The organism is Streptomyces sp. NPDC014727, from assembly GCF_043083485.1.
Lineage (GTDB): Bacteria > Actinomycetota > Actinomycetes > Streptomycetales > Streptomycetaceae > Streptomyces.
Genome location: NZ_JBIBYR010000021.1, coordinates 1 through 17,479, shown reverse-complemented (window position 1 = coordinate 17,479; position 17,479 = coordinate 1). Strand labels below are relative to the sequence as shown.

At 68.9% G+C, this 17,479-nt stretch carries 15 protein-coding genes and 2 pseudogenes; 12 read left to right on the top strand and 5 right to left on the bottom strand.

Annotated elements, in window-relative coordinates; all coding sequences use genetic code 11:
• The first annotated feature begins 2 nt into the window (after positions 1 to 2).
• Positions 3 to 740, top strand: a complete 738-nt coding sequence (locus ACF1B9_RS27570) for a hypothetical protein (RefSeq protein ID WP_391740686.1) — start codon at positions 3 to 5, stop codon at positions 738 to 740.
• A gap of 23 nt (positions 741 to 763) precedes the next feature.
• Here the strand turns inward: ACF1B9_RS27570 and ACF1B9_RS27565 are convergent.
• Positions 764 to 1,103, bottom strand: a pseudogene (locus ACF1B9_RS27565) (transposase family protein); the annotation flags it as partial.
• A gap of 187 nt (positions 1,104 to 1,290) precedes the next feature.
• Positions 1,291 to 1,959 (bottom strand): DUF4232 domain-containing protein, encoded by a 669-nt coding sequence (locus ACF1B9_RS27560; protein WP_391740685.1) that lies wholly within the window; start codon positions 1,957 to 1,959, stop codon positions 1,291 to 1,293.
• A gap of 155 nt (positions 1,960 to 2,114) precedes the next feature.
• Here ACF1B9_RS27560 and ACF1B9_RS27555 point away from each other — a divergent pair.
• The 8 genes and pseudogenes from ACF1B9_RS27555 to ACF1B9_RS27520 form a co-directional block, all read left to right on the top strand.
• Positions 2,115 to 2,555, top strand: a pseudogene (locus ACF1B9_RS27555) (reverse transcriptase domain-containing protein); the annotation flags it as partial.
• Between the two features lie 260 nt (positions 2,556 to 2,815).
• Entirely contained in the window at positions 2,816 to 3,478 is a 663-nt protein-coding gene (locus tag ACF1B9_RS27550) for a TetR/AcrR family transcriptional regulator (RefSeq protein ID WP_391740684.1), read from the top strand.
• Between the two features lie 553 nt (positions 3,479 to 4,031).
• The gene (locus tag ACF1B9_RS27545) at positions 4,032 to 5,399 is read left to right on the top strand and encodes a GH1 family beta-glucosidase (RefSeq protein ID WP_391740683.1); all 1,368 of its coding nucleotides are present in this window, start codon (positions 4,032 to 4,034) and stop codon (positions 5,397 to 5,399) included.
• A 14-nt stretch (positions 5,400 to 5,413) separates the two neighbouring features.
• On the top strand, positions 5,414 to 6,670 hold the full coding sequence (locus ACF1B9_RS27540) for an MFS transporter (protein ID WP_391740682.1): 1,257 nt from the start codon (positions 5,414 to 5,416) through the stop codon (positions 6,668 to 6,670).
• Positions 6,671 to 6,875: 205 nt separating this feature from the next.
• On the top strand, positions 6,876 to 8,948 hold the full coding sequence (locus ACF1B9_RS27535; RefSeq protein WP_391740681.1) for a discoidin domain-containing protein: 2,073 nt from the start codon (positions 6,876 to 6,878) through the stop codon (positions 8,946 to 8,948).
• Positions 8,949 to 9,416: 468 nt separating this feature from the next.
• Positions 9,417 to 9,596, top strand: a complete 180-nt coding sequence (locus ACF1B9_RS27530) for a CopG family transcriptional regulator (protein ID WP_391740680.1) — start codon at positions 9,417 to 9,419, stop codon at positions 9,594 to 9,596.
• A 1-nt stretch (position 9,597) separates the two neighbouring features.
• On the top strand, positions 9,598 to 9,942 hold the full coding sequence (locus ACF1B9_RS27525; protein ID WP_391740679.1) for a VOC family protein: 345 nt from the start codon (positions 9,598 to 9,600) through the stop codon (positions 9,940 to 9,942).
• Positions 9,943 to 9,963: 21 nt separating this feature from the next.
• Complete coding sequence (locus ACF1B9_RS27520; protein WP_391740678.1) at positions 9,964 to 10,821, top strand: class I SAM-dependent methyltransferase; 858 nt, start codon at positions 9,964 to 9,966, stop codon at positions 10,819 to 10,821.
• A 46-nt stretch (positions 10,822 to 10,867) separates the two neighbouring features.
• Here the strand turns inward: ACF1B9_RS27520 and ACF1B9_RS27515 are convergent, their stop codons facing one another.
• The 3 genes from ACF1B9_RS27515 to ACF1B9_RS27505 are packed head-to-tail and all read right to left on the bottom strand — an operon-like array spanning position 10,868 to position 11,894.
• Complete coding sequence (locus ACF1B9_RS27515; RefSeq protein ID WP_391740677.1) at positions 10,868 to 11,251, bottom strand: hypothetical protein; 384 nt, start codon at positions 11,249 to 11,251, stop codon at positions 10,868 to 10,870.
• Positions 11,248 to 11,496, bottom strand: a complete 249-nt coding sequence (locus ACF1B9_RS27510; RefSeq protein WP_391740676.1) for a hypothetical protein — start codon at positions 11,494 to 11,496, stop codon at positions 11,248 to 11,250. Before ACF1B9_RS27510 ends, ACF1B9_RS27515 begins: the two co-directional genes overlap by 4 nt.
• Positions 11,493 to 11,894, bottom strand: a complete 402-nt coding sequence (locus tag ACF1B9_RS27505; protein ID WP_391740675.1) for a hypothetical protein — start codon at positions 11,892 to 11,894, stop codon at positions 11,493 to 11,495. The genes ACF1B9_RS27510 and ACF1B9_RS27505 overlap by 4 nt, the downstream gene beginning before the upstream one ends.
• A gap of 169 nt (positions 11,895 to 12,063) precedes the next feature.
• Between ACF1B9_RS27505 and ACF1B9_RS27500 the strand changes: the two genes are divergently transcribed.
• The 3 genes from ACF1B9_RS27500 to ACF1B9_RS27490 all read left to right on the top strand — a co-directional run bounded on the left by ACF1B9_RS27500 (position 12,064) and on the right by ACF1B9_RS27490 (position 17,242).
• Entirely contained in the window at positions 12,064 to 12,504 is a 441-nt protein-coding gene (locus tag ACF1B9_RS27500; RefSeq protein WP_391740674.1) for an Lrp/AsnC family transcriptional regulator, read from the top strand.
• A gap of 50 nt (positions 12,505 to 12,554) precedes the next feature.
• Entirely contained in the window at positions 12,555 to 15,530 is a 2,976-nt protein-coding gene (locus ACF1B9_RS27495) for an aminotransferase (protein WP_391740673.1), read from the top strand.
• Positions 15,531 to 15,907: 377 nt separating this feature from the next.
• Positions 15,908 to 17,242, top strand: a complete 1,335-nt coding sequence (locus ACF1B9_RS27490) for a flavin monoamine oxidase family protein (RefSeq protein WP_391740672.1) — start codon at positions 15,908 to 15,910, stop codon at positions 17,240 to 17,242.
• Positions 17,243 to 17,479 lie beyond the last annotated feature (237 nt).

Sequence of the window (17,479 nt, the reverse complement as noted above, 5' to 3'; positions counted from 1 at the left end):
CCATGCGGGGCAAGCACCGTCTGCTGCACCAGTGCATGGCCGAGCGGTTCCCCGCCTTCCCGACGAAGGATGTCCCCAGCTGCGACACCCTGACCCGGATCTGGCGGGAGTGGTTCGGGCCCGGCGGCGGCTGCCAGCGCCATCCGGGAACCGCGGAGATGCTGGACGACACCGGGCCCCGGGTGGTGGTGCACCGCCCGGGACAGGTCGTCGCACTCGACTCGACGCCCCTGCCGGTCAAGCTCCGTGAGAGCGTCTTCGGCGAAGCCGTATCGGTGATGCTCACGCTCGCTTTGGACACGCACGCCCCTGCCGATGCGGGAGGGCTGGGGCGAGGAGATGGAATGGCCCTACCCAGGGGTCCCCGCCGACATCGTCGCGGACTTCGCCGACCACAAGGTCGCAGGTCTGCCGTTCTTCGCTCCAGAGACGGTCACCACCGTCCGCGGCGCTCCTACAAGAACCACCAGATCGTCCAGGCCCAGGACGAGATCGGTTGCAACATCCTGCCGGCCTGCACGCTGCGGACCACGGACAAGTTCGCGGTCGAGCGGACTTTCGGCTCTCTGAAGACGATGCTGCTCGAGCACCTGCTGGGGTTCACGGGCACGGATTTTCGCCGACCGCGGGGCGGATCCCGAGGCCGACGCGGTGCAGACGATCGGGCAGATGGAGCACTTCATCGCGACCTGGATCGCGGACCGTTTTACCGACCGCAGGAGCTCGTGGACCGGCTCTGAACTGCGACGATTCAGGGCGGGCGTCGGCCGGGGACCGCGCAGCCCCGCTCGGCCAAGAGGATGCGGATCTCGCCGACGGCTCTGGTGATGGTGGAACGGTCGACACCGAACAGCAGCCCCAGTACCAAGTGCGGCAAGTCGTGCCGCAGGTGGATGAGTGTGGCCACCAGCCGGTCGACGAAGACCAACTGGTGCCGAGCGCCGGCACCCGCGGCCCGCCTTCTCGCCCCGCCTCGTACTTCATGACGGCGCCCATCGACTGCGGCCTGCCGCGGCTGGGCCAACTCCTGTGCCAGACAGCCCAGATGCCCCGGGAAATCTCTGTGAAGAGCCGATGTCGAGGATCGCCCGATTGGCCTTGATCGTCACAAATGGATCACGTCATCCATCAGCGCGGACGCTTCATCCGCTATCACACACCAACTCGTTGGAAACTGCTGCGAAAGAGGCATGCCAAGCGTCGCCGACAGGAGGCTGGCTACATGCTGGATGGTCAAGGTCCCCGCCGCATACGGCGGTTGGCCACCGGGGCCGGCCGCGGGCACCACCCCTACTCGGTCGTGTGCGTGGGGTAGACCTCAACGTCGGTGTAGGCGCCCTTGATCTCCCCCGCGCCCGCGGGCCACTTCAGGTTCACGGTGTGGGTCTCGTTCGGGGGCGTCACCAGGATGTTGGTCGGGGACGCGAGGCTGTCGCCGGTGTTGTCGATGTCGTAGGCGAGGTTGAAGACAGCGGCGTCGCCGGGCTTCAGGGTGGTGATACGCGGCTGGGCGTGGCCGCGCTCGATGGGGTTCGAGGTGTGGTCGGCGTCCTTGATGTCGACGCCCGCGAAGCCCGTCGCCGAGCAGGTGGTCGAACCCCGGTTGATCATGGTGATGTCGATCCTGCCGGAGTCCTTGTCGGGCGCGGCGTCCCTGGCGTCGATGGCCAGGTCCTCCGTCTTGCAGAACGTGACCTTGCCACCGGTCTTCGTCGCGCCGTTCGGGGCTGCCTCTGTCTCGGTGTCATCACCGGAGCCCGACTTCGCGTTGCTGGCCTCCGAGCCGCCGGAGCCCGTGCTGCCTTCCGACTTCGAGTCACCGTCCGAGGACGAAGAAGACGAGGACGAGGCGCCCTTGGAGGACGAGCCCTTCCCGGAACTGTCGCTGCCGCAGGCGGTGAGCGAGAAGGTGGCGGCGACGCCGACGGCGGCGAGAGCAGTGATGCGGGTGTACTTCATGGTGTTCCCCCGGGAGTAGCGCGGTGCATGTGGTCGGAAGTATTTGTATCTCGCACCGAGTCACAGGCGGTCCTCCCCGACGTCTTCGTTCTGTCACAGGCGTATCGACCTCACGGACCGCCAAGGCGTCACCGTACGGTCACTCTTATGCACCAGTCGGGATTCCGACGATCGCGGACCGGGTCGTTCAGGCGGCGCTCAAGCTGGTGCTGGAACCGATCTTCGAGGCCGAGCCGGTCTCCTACGGGTTCCGGCCCCGACGGCGGGCCCAGGACGCGATCGCCGAGATCCACTATTTCGGCACCCGGGGATATCGCTGGGTGCTGGACGCGGACATCGAGGCGTGCTTCGACTCGATCGACCACACGGCCCCGATGGACCGAGTGCGTCACCGGGTGAAGGACAAGCGCATCCTGATGCTGGTCAAGGCCTTCCTCAAGGCCGGAGTCCTCATGGAACTCGGCGAGAGCAAGGAGACGCTGACCGGCACCCCGCAGGGCGGCATCCTGTCCCCATTGCTGGCGAACATCGCCCTGTCGGCGCTCGACGAGCACCTGCACGGGCCATGGGAGCCGGGCGGGACGATGTCAACCGAAGGCGCCGGGCCCGGTCAGCCCGCTGGCCGCGAGGGCGTCGTTGAGGCAGGTGTAGAGGTAGTTGCCCGGGATGGCTCGGTCCTCTGGGCCGCAGCGGCGCTGGAAGAGAAACGGCATCGGTGCACTCCAGAGCCGTTCCAGACTGTCGTAGACGGAGACCGGGGGCATGGCCTGCTGCCCGCGCCGGACGCGATGCTGGATGGCCGGCCCCCGCTCCGTGGCCGCGTGCTACGTTCGCGTCATCGGACGACCGGGGGCACGTGGTGACGGAAGCAGGCAAGCCGCAGCCGACATCGCGGGCGCGGCTACGGAGGCAGCCTCAGCAGGCACGCAGCCGGGCCCGGGTCGAGGCCATCCTCGCCGCGGCCGACCGGATCCTGTCTCAGGAGGGGTACGAGGCGCTGACGATGCGGCGGATCGCCGAGGAGGCGGGCGCGCCGGTCGGCAGCATCTACCAGTTCTACCCGGACAAGAGCGCCGTCGTGGGCGCGCTGGGCCAGCGGTACCTCGATGCCTTCAAGGCCGCCATCGACGAACTCGTCGAGCGTACCGTCGAGGGCGAACTGACCGACCCGGTCGGCATGATGGTCGGGGTCTACGCCGAGCTCTTCCGGTCCCAGGCGGGCGGCATGGCTCTGTGGGCCGGGCGGCACCTCAGTCCAGAGCTCGCGCGGGCCGACGAGGCGAGCAACACACACATCGCCAAGGGCCTGCAGCGCATCGTGGAGCACCTGACCGGCGGGCCCGGTGGTCAACGGGCGCAACGGGCGACGCGGATGGTGGTGTGGGCCGCCAACGCCGTGCTGCACGAAGTGTTCAAGAGCGACGGCGAACCGGACCTGGAAACCGTGGACGAGCTCAAGCGGATGCTGAACGCCTACTGGGAGGACCTGCGCGGCCGGCTGACGGCCGCGGAAGGGTGAACCGAGGCGTTCAGCAGCTCGCCGGGCCTCGGGCCGCGGGCCCGGACTGTCGGACCGACCGGTACCGCCGCTGACCGGCCCGCACCCTGGGCGTCGTGACACGGGCAATCATTCCGGCCAGGCCCTGCCCGGCAACTCGCGCCGGCCGAGCCCAGCCACCCGAAGTCCCCCGCCGGGGGCCGACTCCGGGGGCTCGCCGAGCCGGCCACCGAGGTCCGCCACCATCCGAGGTCCGCCGCCGCGGACCGTGGTCTCGGCCTCGACGCTCGCCCCATGTGTATTGCCCAGTGAGTTCCCGGCCAACGCTGCCACTGCCCGAGCAGCGCCCCCTCCCCCTTCCCACCGGCCAGGTCGTGGCCAGGCCCGACCCATAGAACGTGAACGATGGTTCATGTTACGGTGCGGCCCACCTTGGACGGCGTGCCCCGGTCACGAACAGGCGTCCCCCAGGCTGCCGTTGGGGCGCGCAGAGCGGCCGTCGGCAGAATTCCGGACCCGCGGGCGGGCGGCCGAACCCGGGCTACTCGCGCATCACCGATGAAGGCAGGCGCCAATGACGACAAGCTCCACCGATGCCACCCGACTCCCTCGGCTCCCGGCCGACTTCGCCTGGGGCGCCTCGACCGCCGCATACCAGATCGAGGGTGCCGCCGACGAGGACGGCAAGGGAGCGTCCATCTGGGACACCTTCGTACGGCGCCCCGGGGCCGTACGCGACGGCCACACCGGCGACATTGCCTGCGACCATCACCACAGGTTCGACGAGGACGTCACGCTGATGCGCCGACTCGGGCTCGACGCGTACCGCTTCTCGGTCTCCTGGCCTCGCATCCTGCCGACCGGCGCGGGCAAGGTCGAGTCGCGCGGACTGGACTTCTACGACCGCCTGGTCGACGCGCTGCTCGACGCCGGGATCGAGCCCACACCCACCCTGTTCCATTGGGACCTGCCGCAGGCCCTGGAGGACGAGGGCGGATGGCTGAACCGCGAGACCGCCGATCGGTTCGCCGAGTACGCGACCGTGGTCGCGGAACGGCTGGGCGACCGGGTCAAGCGGTGGATCACCCTGAACGAGCCCTTCGTTCACATGTCTTTCGGCTACGGCTTCGGCGTCCACGCCCCAGGCCGCGCACTGATGCTGGACGCACTGCCCGTCGCACATCACCAGCTGCTCGGCCATGGCCTCGCGACCGCGGCGCTGCGGGCCACCGTTCCAGGTGGGCAGATACTGATCGCCAACAACTGCACGCCCGTCCGTCTGCGCTCCGACGCCCAGCAGGACAAGGACGTGGCGGCGGCCTCCGCCTATGACGCCCTGCACAACCGGCTCTTCAACGACCCGCTGTTGCTGGGGAGTTATCCCGACCTGTCGGCCTACGGCATGACCGACCCGAGCTGGGGCGGAGTGGTGCGCGACGGCGATCTCGCCACGATGGCCGCACCGCTGGACGGGCTGGGCGTCAACTACTACAACCCCACCTGGGTCACAGCCCCGGCCGATCCTGCCGCCGCACTTCCCTTCGACCTGACCGAGCCCGCGGAGCCGTACGAGCGAACCGCGTTCGACTGGCCGGTGGTCCCCGACGGGCTCACGGAGCTGCTCACCGGCCTCAAGGCCCGCTACGGCGACGGCCTCCCACCGGTGTGGATCACCGAGAACGGCTGCTCGCAGCCGGCCGGGCTGCGCGACCAGGCGCGCATCGAGTACCTCGCCGGACACATCGCCGCGGTCGCCCGCGCCGTGTCCCGCGGGGTGGACGTGCGCGGCTACTTCACGTGGTCGTTGCTCGACAACTTCGAGTGGGCCGAGGGCTATCACCAGCGCTTCGGTCTGGTCGAGGTCGACTTCGCCACCCGACGTCGCACGCCCCGGGCGAGCTTCGAGTGGTACCGCGACCTGATCGCCTCCCAGCGGTCCTGAGCGACGGATTCGTCATGCCCCACGCCTCCGCAGCGGACGACGCCGCCGTCTTCGCCGAGCCCCTCGTCCCGGTCAGGGCCGGCTGGACGGCGAACCTCTCGCTGGCCACGCTCGCCGTCTTCATGGCGTTCATGACCCCCATTCAGATCTTGCTGCCACTCCAGTTGGAGCACATCGACCCGCTCGGTAAGAACGATGCGCTCTCGCTCGTCACCGGCCTCGGCGCGCTCGTCGCGGTGCTGGCCAACCCGCTCGCCGGCGCATGGTCGGACCGCACCACGAGCCGGTTCGGCCGCCGCCGGCCCTGGATTCTCGGCGGCGCCCTCGCCGGGGCAGCGGGTTTGTCGGTCACCGCCACCCAGCACGCAGTGGCCGGGGTCGCCGTCGGCTGGTGCCTCGCGCAGGCAGGCCTGAACGCGATGCTGGCCGGGGTCACCACCCCGATCGCCGACCGTGTACCGCTCACCCAACGCGCACACGTCTCCGGCTGGACCGGCCTCATGCAGTCCTTCGGCCTCGTCCTCGGCGCGCTGATCACCACACTGCTGATCACCGGTGTCCGCTCCGGCTACGGCACCCTCGCCGTGCTCACCGTCGCACTCGCCCTCCCCTTCGTGCTGCGCCACTCCGAGCCGCCCCTGCCCCGGGCACTGCGCCCCGCCTTCGACGCCCGCGCCTTCGCCCGCTCGCTCTGGGTAAGTCCCCGGCAGCACCCCGACTTCGGCTGGGCCTGGCTCACCCGATTCCTGATCAACCTCGGCAACGCCCTCGGCACCCTCTACCTGTTCTACTTCCTCGCCGACGCCGTCCACTACGGCGACCCCGGCACCGGCGTACTGATCCTCACGGTGATCTACACCCTCTGCGCCGCACTCACGGCCATCCCCGCCGGTGTCCTGTCCGACCGTGTTGGACGCCGCAAGGTCTTCGTCGTCCTCTGTTCGCTGGTCATGGCCGCAGCGGCCGTGCTGCTCGCCCTGCTCCACACCTGGCCGTCCGCCCTCGCCGCCGCGGCGGTCCTCGGCGCGGGTTACGGCATCTACCTCGCCGTCGACCAGGCCCTGGTCACCCAAGTCCTGCCCGAGGCCGCCGACCGCGCCAAAGACCTCGGCGTCATCAACATCGCCAACTCCGGCCCGCAGGTCCTCGCCCCCGCCCTCGCCTCGCCGATCATCACCCACCTCGGCGGCTACACCGGCCTGTACGCCACCGCGGCCCTGGTCATCCTCATCGGCGGCCTCCTCGTCAACCGCATCCGCAGCGTCGCCTGACGATGGCCGGGCGTGCGGGCCCGCCCGTCCCATCCGCTCGACTCCTGACAATCGATCAACCCCCAACTGACTGCGAGCAAACACGAGTTCACAAAAGTTGAGAAGTTCTCATGTTTTTCGACCCGGACCGTTGACTCTGTCGACGGCGGTCGCGATTCTGAAAACTCGTCAGTAACTTGAGTGCACATGTCAATCAAAGTGAGTGATGACCATGGCTCAACCTCCGCGCCGCAGAATCAGATCCCTCACGGTGGTGTCACTGCTCCTCGCCGTGATGTCCCTGGTACTCGGCCCGATGCCCAGCTCCGCGGCGGAGCCCGACCCGGGCTGGTGGAACCCGACCGCGCGGCCCACGCCCGACGCGCAGATCGACGTCACGGGCGAGCCCTTCAAGGGCACCGACGCCCAGGGCCGCGTAAGAGGTTTCGTCGACGCCCACGACCACATCATGGCCAACGAGGGCTTCGGCGGCCGGCTGATCTGCGGCAAGCCGTTCTCGGAGCAGGGCGTCGCTGATGCGCTCAAGGACTGCCCCGAGCACTACCCCGACGGCTCGCTCGCCATCTTCGACTTCGTCACCAAGGGCGGCGACGGCAAGCACGACCCCAATGGGTGGCCCACCTTCAAGGACTGGCCCGCCCACGACTCGCTGACCCACCAGCAGAACTACTACGCCGAAATCGAGCGGGCATGGCGCGGCGGCCAGCGGGTGCTGGTCAACGACCTGGTCACCAACGGCGTCATCTGCTCGGTCTACTTCTTCAAGGACCGCAGCTGCGACGAGATGACCGCCATCCGTCTTGAGGCGAAGAAGTCGTACGACATGCAGGCCTTCATCGACAAGATGTACGGCGGCCCGGGCAAGGGGTGGTTCCGGATCGTCACCAACAGCACGCAGGCCCGTGAGGTCATCGAACAGGGCAAGCTGGCCGTAGTCCTGGGGGTCGAGACCTCCGAGCCGTTCGGCTGCAAGCAGATCCTGGACATCGCGCAGTGCAGCAAGGAGGACATCGACCGCGGCCTGGACGAGCTGCACGAACTGGGCGTGAGCAGCATGTTCCTGTGTCACAAGTTCGACAACGCCCTGTGCGGGGTGCGCTTCGACTCCGGCGCCCTCGGTACCGCGATCAACGTGGGCCAGTTCCTGTCGACCGGCACCTTCTGGAAGACGGAGACCTGCCGCGGCCCGCAGCACGACAACCCCATCGGCAACGCGGTGGCGGCGGAGGCGGAGAAGCAACTGCCGAAGGGGGTGGCCGTCCCCTCGTACGCCTCGGGCGCGCAGTGCAACACCCGCGGGCTGACCAGCCTGGGTGAGTATGCGGTACGCGGGCTGATGAAGCGCCACATGATGCTGGAGATCGACCACATGAGCGTCAAGGCCGCGGATCAGGCCTTCGACGTCCTAGAGTCCGAGTCGTACCCGGGCGTCATCTCCTCGCACAGCTGGATGGACCTGGGGTGGACCGAACGGCTCTACAAGCTCGGCGGGTTCGCCGCCCAGTACATGAGCGGCTCCGCGGCGTTCAGCGCGGAGGCCGGGCGCACGAACGCGCTGCGCGAGAAGTACCGGGTCGGCTACGGCTACGGCACCGACATGAACGGCGTCGGCGGCTGGCCGGGTCCGCGGGGCGGGGACACCCCCAACCCGGTGAAATACCCCTTCCGCAGCACGGATGGCGGCTCGGTGATCGACAAGCAGACCACCGGCGAGCGCACGTGGGACTTCAACACCGATGGCGCAGCACACTACGGCATGGTCCCGGACTGGATCGAGGACATCCGGATCGTCGGCGGCCAGGAGGTCGTGGACGACCTCTTCACGGGTGCCGAGTCCTACCTGCGCACCTGGGGGAACGCCGAGAAGCACAAGTCCGGGGTGAATCTGGCCTCGGGTGCGGACGCCTCGGCGTCCACGTCGGAGTGGTGGAACCCGTTCGTCAGCTTCGCTCCCGGCAACGCCGTGGACGGAGACAAGGGCACCCGCTGGGCCAGCGAGTGGACGAACGACCAGTGGCTGCAGATCGACCTCAGATCCGCGAAGCCGGTCAAGCGCGTGACCCTCGACTGGGAGGCGGCATACGCGAAGTCGTACCGCATCGAGCTGTCGCAGGACGGCAAGAACTGGCAGACGGCATGGTCCACGGCCGCTGGTGACGGCGGCCTGGACACAGCGTGGTTCGCCCGGACTCCGGCGCGCTACGTACGAATCCACGGCCTGGAGCGCGGCACCAAGTGGGGCTACTCACTCCAAGAGGTCGGCGTCTACAGCGACTGACGGCACCGGCGGCGGTGTCCCGGGCCGGGACCGGCCGGATCAACTCTCCCGATCCGGCCGGCCTGACGTCCCGGCACGCCACGAAGAGCGCAGGCGCCCTGCCTGTGCCGGCGCCGGTGCCGGCGCCTGGGCGAGTGCGGGAAGGATGGGGAACGGGTCAATACCGCTGGGCTCGTTGCGGGAGTTGACGGCCTCGTGGATGTACTGGCACGACCGCCGCAAGCGCCAAAAGGAGCGGCACTGCGAAGAAGTGGAGCGACGGCCGGCAGCACGTGGTGGGCCACGAAGTCGTGGAGGTCGCGGGCCGGCTCCAGCGGACACCGGCTCTGAACTGCGACGATTCGTAGATCACATGTCCGTGACGGTGAGTCGAGGCCGCTGCTGCAGCTCGTCCGGGTGGTCTCGTGGGACGCCCGGACGTCATCGGCACGCTTCGCATCTAGCTTGCTAGGGTGCTAGCATTTCCTTGTGAGTGATGAGGAAGTCAAGCAGTTCAACGTGTACCTGCCGATCGGGCTGATCAAGCAGGTCAAGTACCGCGCCATCGAGTCGGGCATGTCATTGTCGGCACTGGTCGCTGACGCACTGCGCGCCTACCTCGAGGACGCTCATGGGCACGCACAGCAGTCGACTGAGAAGGAGACCTGACATGGCGACCGAAGGCATCGAGGCCGTGTTCTTGACGACCCACAACTGGGGTAAGGCGGCGCGGTTCTTCCAGGCGCTGGGGTACGAGCTGGAGTTCGCGACGGACCACAACTCCGGCCAGCTGCGCAACGGCGACGGCCCCTACGTTTTCATCGCCGAGGTTCCCGAGGACCAAGAGCCTCAGGCACGGCTCGCGCTGAAGGTGCCAGACGCAGACAGGTTCCGTCCCGATCCTGTCGTCGAGGTGGTCACACCATTCGAGGACACCCATTACGGGACCAAGGAGATGACCGTCCGCGACCCCGACGGGCGCCTGTGGAGCCTCCAGGCTCCTGCCAAGAACTGACTGCGACGAAGGGGGAACATCATGGCGCACGAGCAGATGCAAGCACCGGACAACACCGCAGTGCGGACCGCTCTTTGGCGGGCGATGCACCTCCGGGTCGACCCGCCCCCGCATGTGATCGAGGACGAGATCGGCCTGCAGCTGGCGGCCCCCGGCGATGGCTGGCACGCCCGTCCGGACATGGACCCGCAGGCCACCAGCGGGTTCCGGGCAGCCATCGTTGCACGCGCTCGTTTCATCGAGGACCTGATCGCTGAGCAGGCCGACCGGGGCGTGACCCAGTACGTCATCCTGGGGGCCGGTCTGGACACCTTCGCCCAGCGCAAGCCGGAGCTCGCCTCCCGCCTGCGGATCTTCGAGGTCGACCAGCCCGGCACCCAGGCATGGAAGCGCCACCGCCTGGTCGAACTCGGCTACCACATCCCCGACTGGCTGCACCTGGTGCCGGTCGACTTCGAGGCAAGCGAAGACTGGCTGAAGAAGCTGGCCGCTGCCGGCTTCGATGCCGGCCGGCCGGCGGTCATCGTCTCCACCGGCGTCACCATGTACCTCACCAAAGACGCCACCGCGGCCACCCTGCGCCAGATCACCGGACTCGCACGCGGCTCGACGCTCGCCATGACCTTCCTGCTACCAACCGAACTGCTCGACGCCGCCGACCGTCCCGGCCTCCGGACGAGCAGGGAAGGCGCGCAAGCATCCGGAACGCCGTTCATCAGCTTCTACACACCGCCCGAGATGCTGGCACTGGCGCGCGAAGCCGGCTTCGAAGACGCGCGACACGTGTCGGGAGCTTTGCTCGCCGAGCGCTACTTCGCCGATCGCACCGACGATCTCCGCCCGTCAAGCGGAGAGGACCTGCTGCTGGCCGCTACCTGACTGCTCGTCACGCCTTCTGTTCCAAGGAGCCTCCGGGCCTTGCGGTTCAAAGACACGCTTTCGGTGGCCGAGTGGCGATCAGAGCCAACGCACCATCAGTTGTCGGGACCGGTGAGCTGGGCTGCGAGGTCGGCGACGCGACGATCCTGGAAACGCAGCCTTGAGCTGGCGGCTTGAGTCGTTCGTCAAAGCTGCGGTTGTCGGTGGTGAGCTGCCGGACTCGCTGTTTGAGGGCGGTGTTCTCGACGCTGATCCGCTGGATGGCTTCCTCGGTCCATTCGGCCTGCAAGTCACTGATCTGGCCGAGGAGTTCACCGAAGCGGGTGCGCTGGGTCAGGATCTCGGCCCTGGCAGCCTTGAGACCTTCCTCTGCGTTCCGGGCACGTTCGCGCCAAGTTGCCTCGTGCTCGTCGTCCTGGTCGGCGATCATCTGGGGCCGACGTTCGCCGGCCTCGGCCATCGCTGCGGCGACCGCGGCTGTGGCCGTGGGTTGCCGTAGAGGAAGGTGCGCGAGACGTCCGCACGGCGGGCGACGGCGGTGACGCCGACCTGTGCCTTCTCACGCCGGAGACAGGCGATGGCCTCGCGGACCCGCTCAAGGGCGGTCTCGGTCCTGCGGCGGCGGGCGGCCAGGGCCGCCGCGGTGCGAGGCTCGGGAATGGCAGCGGTGTTCATGCGATGTCCTGCTCGGGGTTGGTGTACTCGGCTGTGCACGTATCGCTGTACTCGCCCTCCCCCTCGCACCCCGCGCCTGCGAGGTCGGCGGCGCGGAAGGCGGTGGACCACACGCGGTGGAAGTAGTCCTGGGGTTGACGCAGATCCAGGGCGAGGGCGTCGTCGAGGAGGCCGAGGCCGGCCAGGGCCGTCTCCAGGCCGTCGATGGCGCGGGCAGTGGGCTCGAAGCAGCGGTGGAGGCAGTCGTCGGGGGCACGCTCGGCCAGTAGCCGCCACTGCTCTCGCTTGCGGCGCCAGTCGGCGCCGGACAGGACGAACTTGTCACAGGTGTGGCAGTCCAGGTTCCAGGGGCAGGCGCCGCCGGGCCTTGACCCAAGGCCCGGCTGCCTGAAAGCCATCACCGCCGGCAGCACGTTCCAGAAACGTCAGGACTCTGGAGTGCTCAGGAGAACCCGTACCACGATTCGTTCGATTTCATCGCCTCCACACTTGAATCGAGCACATAGATCCGGCATTGTGCTTGAAACAAGCGTGATGCCTGCCGTTTACGCAGGAGAGAGGTGCTTCATGGACGACACCGACCGGGCCATCCTGCGGGAGCTGCAGGTTGACGGCCGTATCCCTTACGCCGATCTGGGGCCGAAGGTGGGGTTGTCACCCTCGGCCGCAAGGCTCCGGCTGCAGCGGCTGATCGACACCAAGGCGGTCCAGGTCGTCGGAGTAACCGACCCGATGACCATGGGCCAGCAGACGATGGCCCTCCTGGGCTTGCGCATCGACGGCGATCCCCGGGCAGTGGCCGATGAGCTGTCCCGGCACGACGAAGTCGTGTACACGGTCCTGACGGCCGGCAACTTCGACCTGTTCGCGGAGGTGGTGTGCAGTAAGCCTCGGGATCTTCTGGACTTCATCAACGACGTCGTGCGGCCCGTCGAGGGTGTGGCGTCCGTGGAGAACTTCCCCTACTTCGCGATCCACACCCACCGCTTCTTGTGGCACGTCGACTGAGGCATCCGAGCGCCCCAGCCTGCTTGCCCACACCAGCCGAGGAACCCTGCATGCTGCCCGACGAGTACCGCACGATCGACTTCTTCGCCGAGGGCGCCCTTCCCGCACCCCGCGTGGCGCCGGCCGAGGCTGAGCTCATCGCCGCCGAACACCTCGACATGACTGCTCGCGCGCAGGCGCTGGGCAGCCAGCAGGACGCCAACTTCCTGCTACACACCGACGACGGGACGCCCGCCACGATTCTGAAGATCGCCAACCCCGCCTTCGGCACCACGGAGATCGAAGCCCAAGACGCGGCAGCCGACCTGATCGCCTCGGCCTGCCCGGAACTGCGCATCGCCACCGTCCTGCGCCGCCCCGACGGCTCCCCGCGGCGCACGACGGTGGACACCGAGAACGGTCCGGCCGTCGCGCGCCTGCTGCGCCACCTGCCCGGCGGCACGCTCTCGGGACCACGACATCTGTCCCCGACCACGGTGGCGGCCATGGGCACGATCGCCGGAAGGGTCAGCACCGCCCTGCGCGACTTCCGGCACCCGGGCCTTGAGCGCGTGCTCCAGTGGGACCTGCAGCACGCCGACCGTGTCGTCGCCGAGCTCGCCGGGCACATCGAGGAGCCCGACCGGCGCGCCGCCGTCCAGGCCGCGGCCGCCGAAGCCTGGGCCCGTGTCCAGAAGCTCGCCGCCGCGCTGCCGTTGCAGGCCGTGCACCTGGATCTGACCGACGACAATCTGATCCGCTGTCCCGACAGCCGTCCGTCGATGCCGGACGGGGTCATCGACTTCGGTGACGTGACCACGAGCTGGGCGGTGGGCGAACTTGCCGTGTCACTTTCCTCGATGATGCACCACGACGGGATCGAGCCTCACCACGTGCTGCCGGCCGTCCGGGCCTTCCACGCCGTTCGGCCGCTCTCCCTCGAGGAGGCGGAGTCGGTGTGGCCGCTCGTGGTCCTGCGCGCCGCCGTCCTGGTGGCCAGCGGGCGGCAGCAGGCCGCTGTCGACGAGGACAACGCCTACGCCAAGGCCGCGCTCGACCGCGAATGGCGCATATTCGAGCAGGCCACCCGCCTGCCCCTTCCCGTGATGATCCACCTCGTCAGGGACGCGACCGACATGGCCGACGTGCCTGCCCAGGCCGCGCAGACCGACACGCCGGTGCGCCCTCTCCTGCGGGACCTCGCCGTCGGCGACATCACCCTCCTCGACCTGTCCGCCGACGCCGATTCCATGGACGGCGGAGCTTGGACGGACGCCGGCATCGAGGCCCAGCTGGCGGCCTCCGCGCTCGTGGAAGGAGCGGCCGCGGTCGCCACCCGGTACGCCCATGCGCGGCTCTCTCGGACGTCGGCGCTGTCGGCGGTGTCCACCGCCACGGTGCCTACCGGAATCGACCTCTGGCTCGGCCGGGATACCGTGGTGCAGGCGCCCGCCGCGGGCAGGGTCCTCGCCGCGGCGCCGGGCCGTATGGAACTCACCTACGGCGCGCAGGCGCTGTCGCTGTCCTTCCCCCGCGCGGTCCGGCCCGTGGTCAGCACCGGTGCGACGGTACAGGCGGGTGACGACATCGCCCACCTCAGCTCCGGCGCCTCGGTCCACGTTGCGCTGCGCGCCGCCGACGGCCCCGCTGCCCCGCGCCTGGTCCGGCCCGAGTACGCCACCGGCTGGCTCGCGCTCACCGCCGACCCGGCCCCGCTCCTCGGCCTCCTGGTCGACTCCGACCGTACGCGCGAGAGGAACCTGCTGGACCGGCGCGACGCCGCGTTCGCCGCCGTGCAGGAGCACTACTACGCCAACCCTCCCCATATCGAACGAGGCTGGCGCCACCATCTCCTGTCCACCGACGGCCGCTCGTACCTCGACATCGTCAACAACGTCACCCCGTTGGGCCATGCCCACCCCCGCGTCGAGCAGGCGGTCTCCCGGCAGCTGCGACGGCTCAACACCAACTCGCGATTCCACTACGCCTCGGTGGTGGAATTCACCGAACGCCTCACCGGACTGCTTCCCGAGCCCCTGGACACGGTGTTCCTGGTCAACTCCGGTTCCGAGGCGGTGGATCTGGGCCTCCGGCTGGCCATCGGGGCCTCCGGGCAGCACGATGTCGTCGCACTGCGCGAGGCGTACCACGGCTGGACATACGCCTCCGACGCGGTCTCCACCTCGCTCCAGGACAACCCGAACGCCCTCGCCACCCGCCCGAACTGGGTCCACACCGTGGACTCCCCCAACTCCTACCGAGGCCGGCACCGAGGGGCGGACGCCGTGCACTACGGGCCCGAGGCCGTAGCGGTCATCGACGAACTGGCCGCCGTCGGCCGCCCGGCCGGAGCCTTCATCAGCGAGACCTACTACGGCAATGCCGGAGGAGTCGCCCTGCCCGACGGCTATCTCGCCCAGGTGTACGCGGCCGTCCGCCGTCACGGCGGCCTGGCCGTCGCCGACGAGGTCCAGGTCGGCTACGGCCGCCTGGGACACTGGTTCTGGGGCTTCGAACAGCAGCAGGTCATCCCCGACATCGTCTGCGTCGCCAAGGCCATGGGCAACGGACATCCCCTCGGCGCCGTCATCACCTCCAAGGCGGTCGCCGATCGCTACCGCGAGCAGGGCTACTTCTTCTCCTCCACCGGCGGCAGCCCGGTCTCCAGCATCGTCGGCCTCACCGTGCTGGACGCCCTGCAGGACGAGGACCTCCAGGGCAACGCGGTGCGCGTCAGCGGCCATCTGAAGCGCCGACTCGAAGCGCTGGCCGACCGCTACGGCATCATCGGCGCCGTCCACGGCACGGGCCTCTACCTCGGCCTCGAACTCGTCAGGGACCGCACCACCCTGGAACCCGCCACAGAAGAGACCACCGAACTCTGCGACCGCATGCTCGACCTCGGCGTCATCGTCCAGCCCACCGGAGACCACCTCAACATCCTGAAAATCAAGCCGCCACTGTGCATCGACACCACCGCCGCGGACTTCTTCGCCGACATGCTCGACCTGGCCCTCACCCAACTCGGCCACGGCCACACCTGGTGACCCCGGGCTCGGCATCGGCGCTTTCGGCCACACGTGCTTCTATCGCGGTCGCCTCCGTGCGGCACCTGGCCTTCCGAGCCTCGACCGGCTCCGGCTCCGGCTCCGGCTCCGGCTCCGGCTCCGGCTCCGGCTCCGGTCGGCGGATCGCACGGGCGGCAAAGGCGCGTCGCGCCGACCGGTGAGGGACGTCAGTGGCCGGAACAGCTGTGCAGTGGTGTCCTCAGCCCTGTCCGGGTGCGGAAGGTTCGGGCGTGGGTCCACGCGACGGCCGCACTGCAGGTGCTCGCTCCTGAATGAACCGCTTCGCCGTCGACGGCACACCTCCCTCGACAGCCGACTTGCAGATCCGACCTTGAGTTCCCTGGAGAAGAGAAAAGATGATGGACACTATCGTCGTCGGAGCGGGAATCGCCGGCATCACCGCAGCGCGACTGCTTCACGCCGCAGGACAACGTGTTGTCGTGCTTGAGGCGCGAGACCGCATCGGTGGGCGGATATGGACGGACCGCACGGCAGGGTTCTCCGTCGACCACGGCGCCTCATGGATCCATGGCCTCACCGGCAACCCACTCACGGGACTTGTCACCGCGCTCGAGATGGAGACACGCGAGTTCACAGTGGGGAGCTTCCAGGCCGGCGGGCGGCCGATCGCCGACTACGACGAATCGCGGCGCCTGCTGGACGACGACGCGACACGGCAGTGGACCACCGACGTCGACACGGCAGATGACCTTTTCCAGCTGACCGTCGCGGCATCCGGCCACGACGAGAGTTACGCCACTGCGGCCGAGCGCGCCCTTGCCGCGACCGGATGGAAGCCCGAACGCGTCGAGCGGGTCCGCGCGTTCTATCGGCATCGCACGGAGGAGCAATGCGGCGCAGAGGTCGAACAGGTCGCCGCTCACGCCCTCGACGAGGACACCATCGAAGGTGACGAAGTGATCTTCCCGGGTGGCTACGATGTGCTTCCCCGGGCTCTCGCGGAAGGCCTCGACGTGCGTTCGGGAATGACCGTGACCGCGATCACCAGGTCGGCGACAGGGATGCGGGTCGACACGGAGGACGAGTCTTTCGACGCCGCCCACGTGATCGTCACGGTGCCGTTGGGCGTGCTCAAAGCAGGGGCGATCAAGTTCACGCCCGCTCTGCCCGAAGCCGTTGCGGGACCGATCGCTCGACTCGGAATGGGCGTTTTCAACAAGGTCTTCCTTCAGTTTCCAGACCGGTTCTGGCAGGACGATGTCTACGCGATCCGGCAGCACGGCCGGGCAGGCGTCCCCTGGCATTCCTGGTACGACGTCTCCGTGGTGAGCGGCAAGCCGATGCTGCTGACCTTCGCCGGCGGTGCTTGGGGGCGGGAGATCGAGCAGAAGACCGACGAAGAGGTGGTCTCGTCGGTACTCAGCTCCCTCCGCAAGATCTACGGCGACTCCGTCCCCGGGCCCGTGGCGCACTGGATCACACGCTGGGGCATCGACCCTCTCGCCCTCGGCTCGTACTCCTACGTCGCCCTCGGCTCCTCGCACGACGATCACGATGCGATGGCAGGACCCGTCGACGGCGTTCTCCACTTTGCGGGAGAAGCAACCTGGGGGCGCGAGCCGGCTACTGTCCACGGCGCGCTCCACTCAGGGCATCGCGCGGCCGAGCGGATCCTCGGTTCACCGATCTCCCCGGCCGAGCTCACACGGGGCGTGAACCCTTCGAGGTGACGTAGCCGGGTCCAGCGGTGCAGGGGCTCAGCACGACCGGCGGAGTCCGAGGTCCTTCGCGGCAACCGGTGGTCCGGTCAGCGGCGCGTGCGTCGGCCATAGGTTTCGGCTCGCCTTCCCGGCCGGGGGGGGGGGGGGGGGCGGGGGGGCGCGGGGCGGGGGGGGGGGGGGGGGCCCCCGGGGGGCGGGGGGGCGCGGCGCCGGGGGCCGCCCCCCCCCCCCCCCACCCACCCCCCC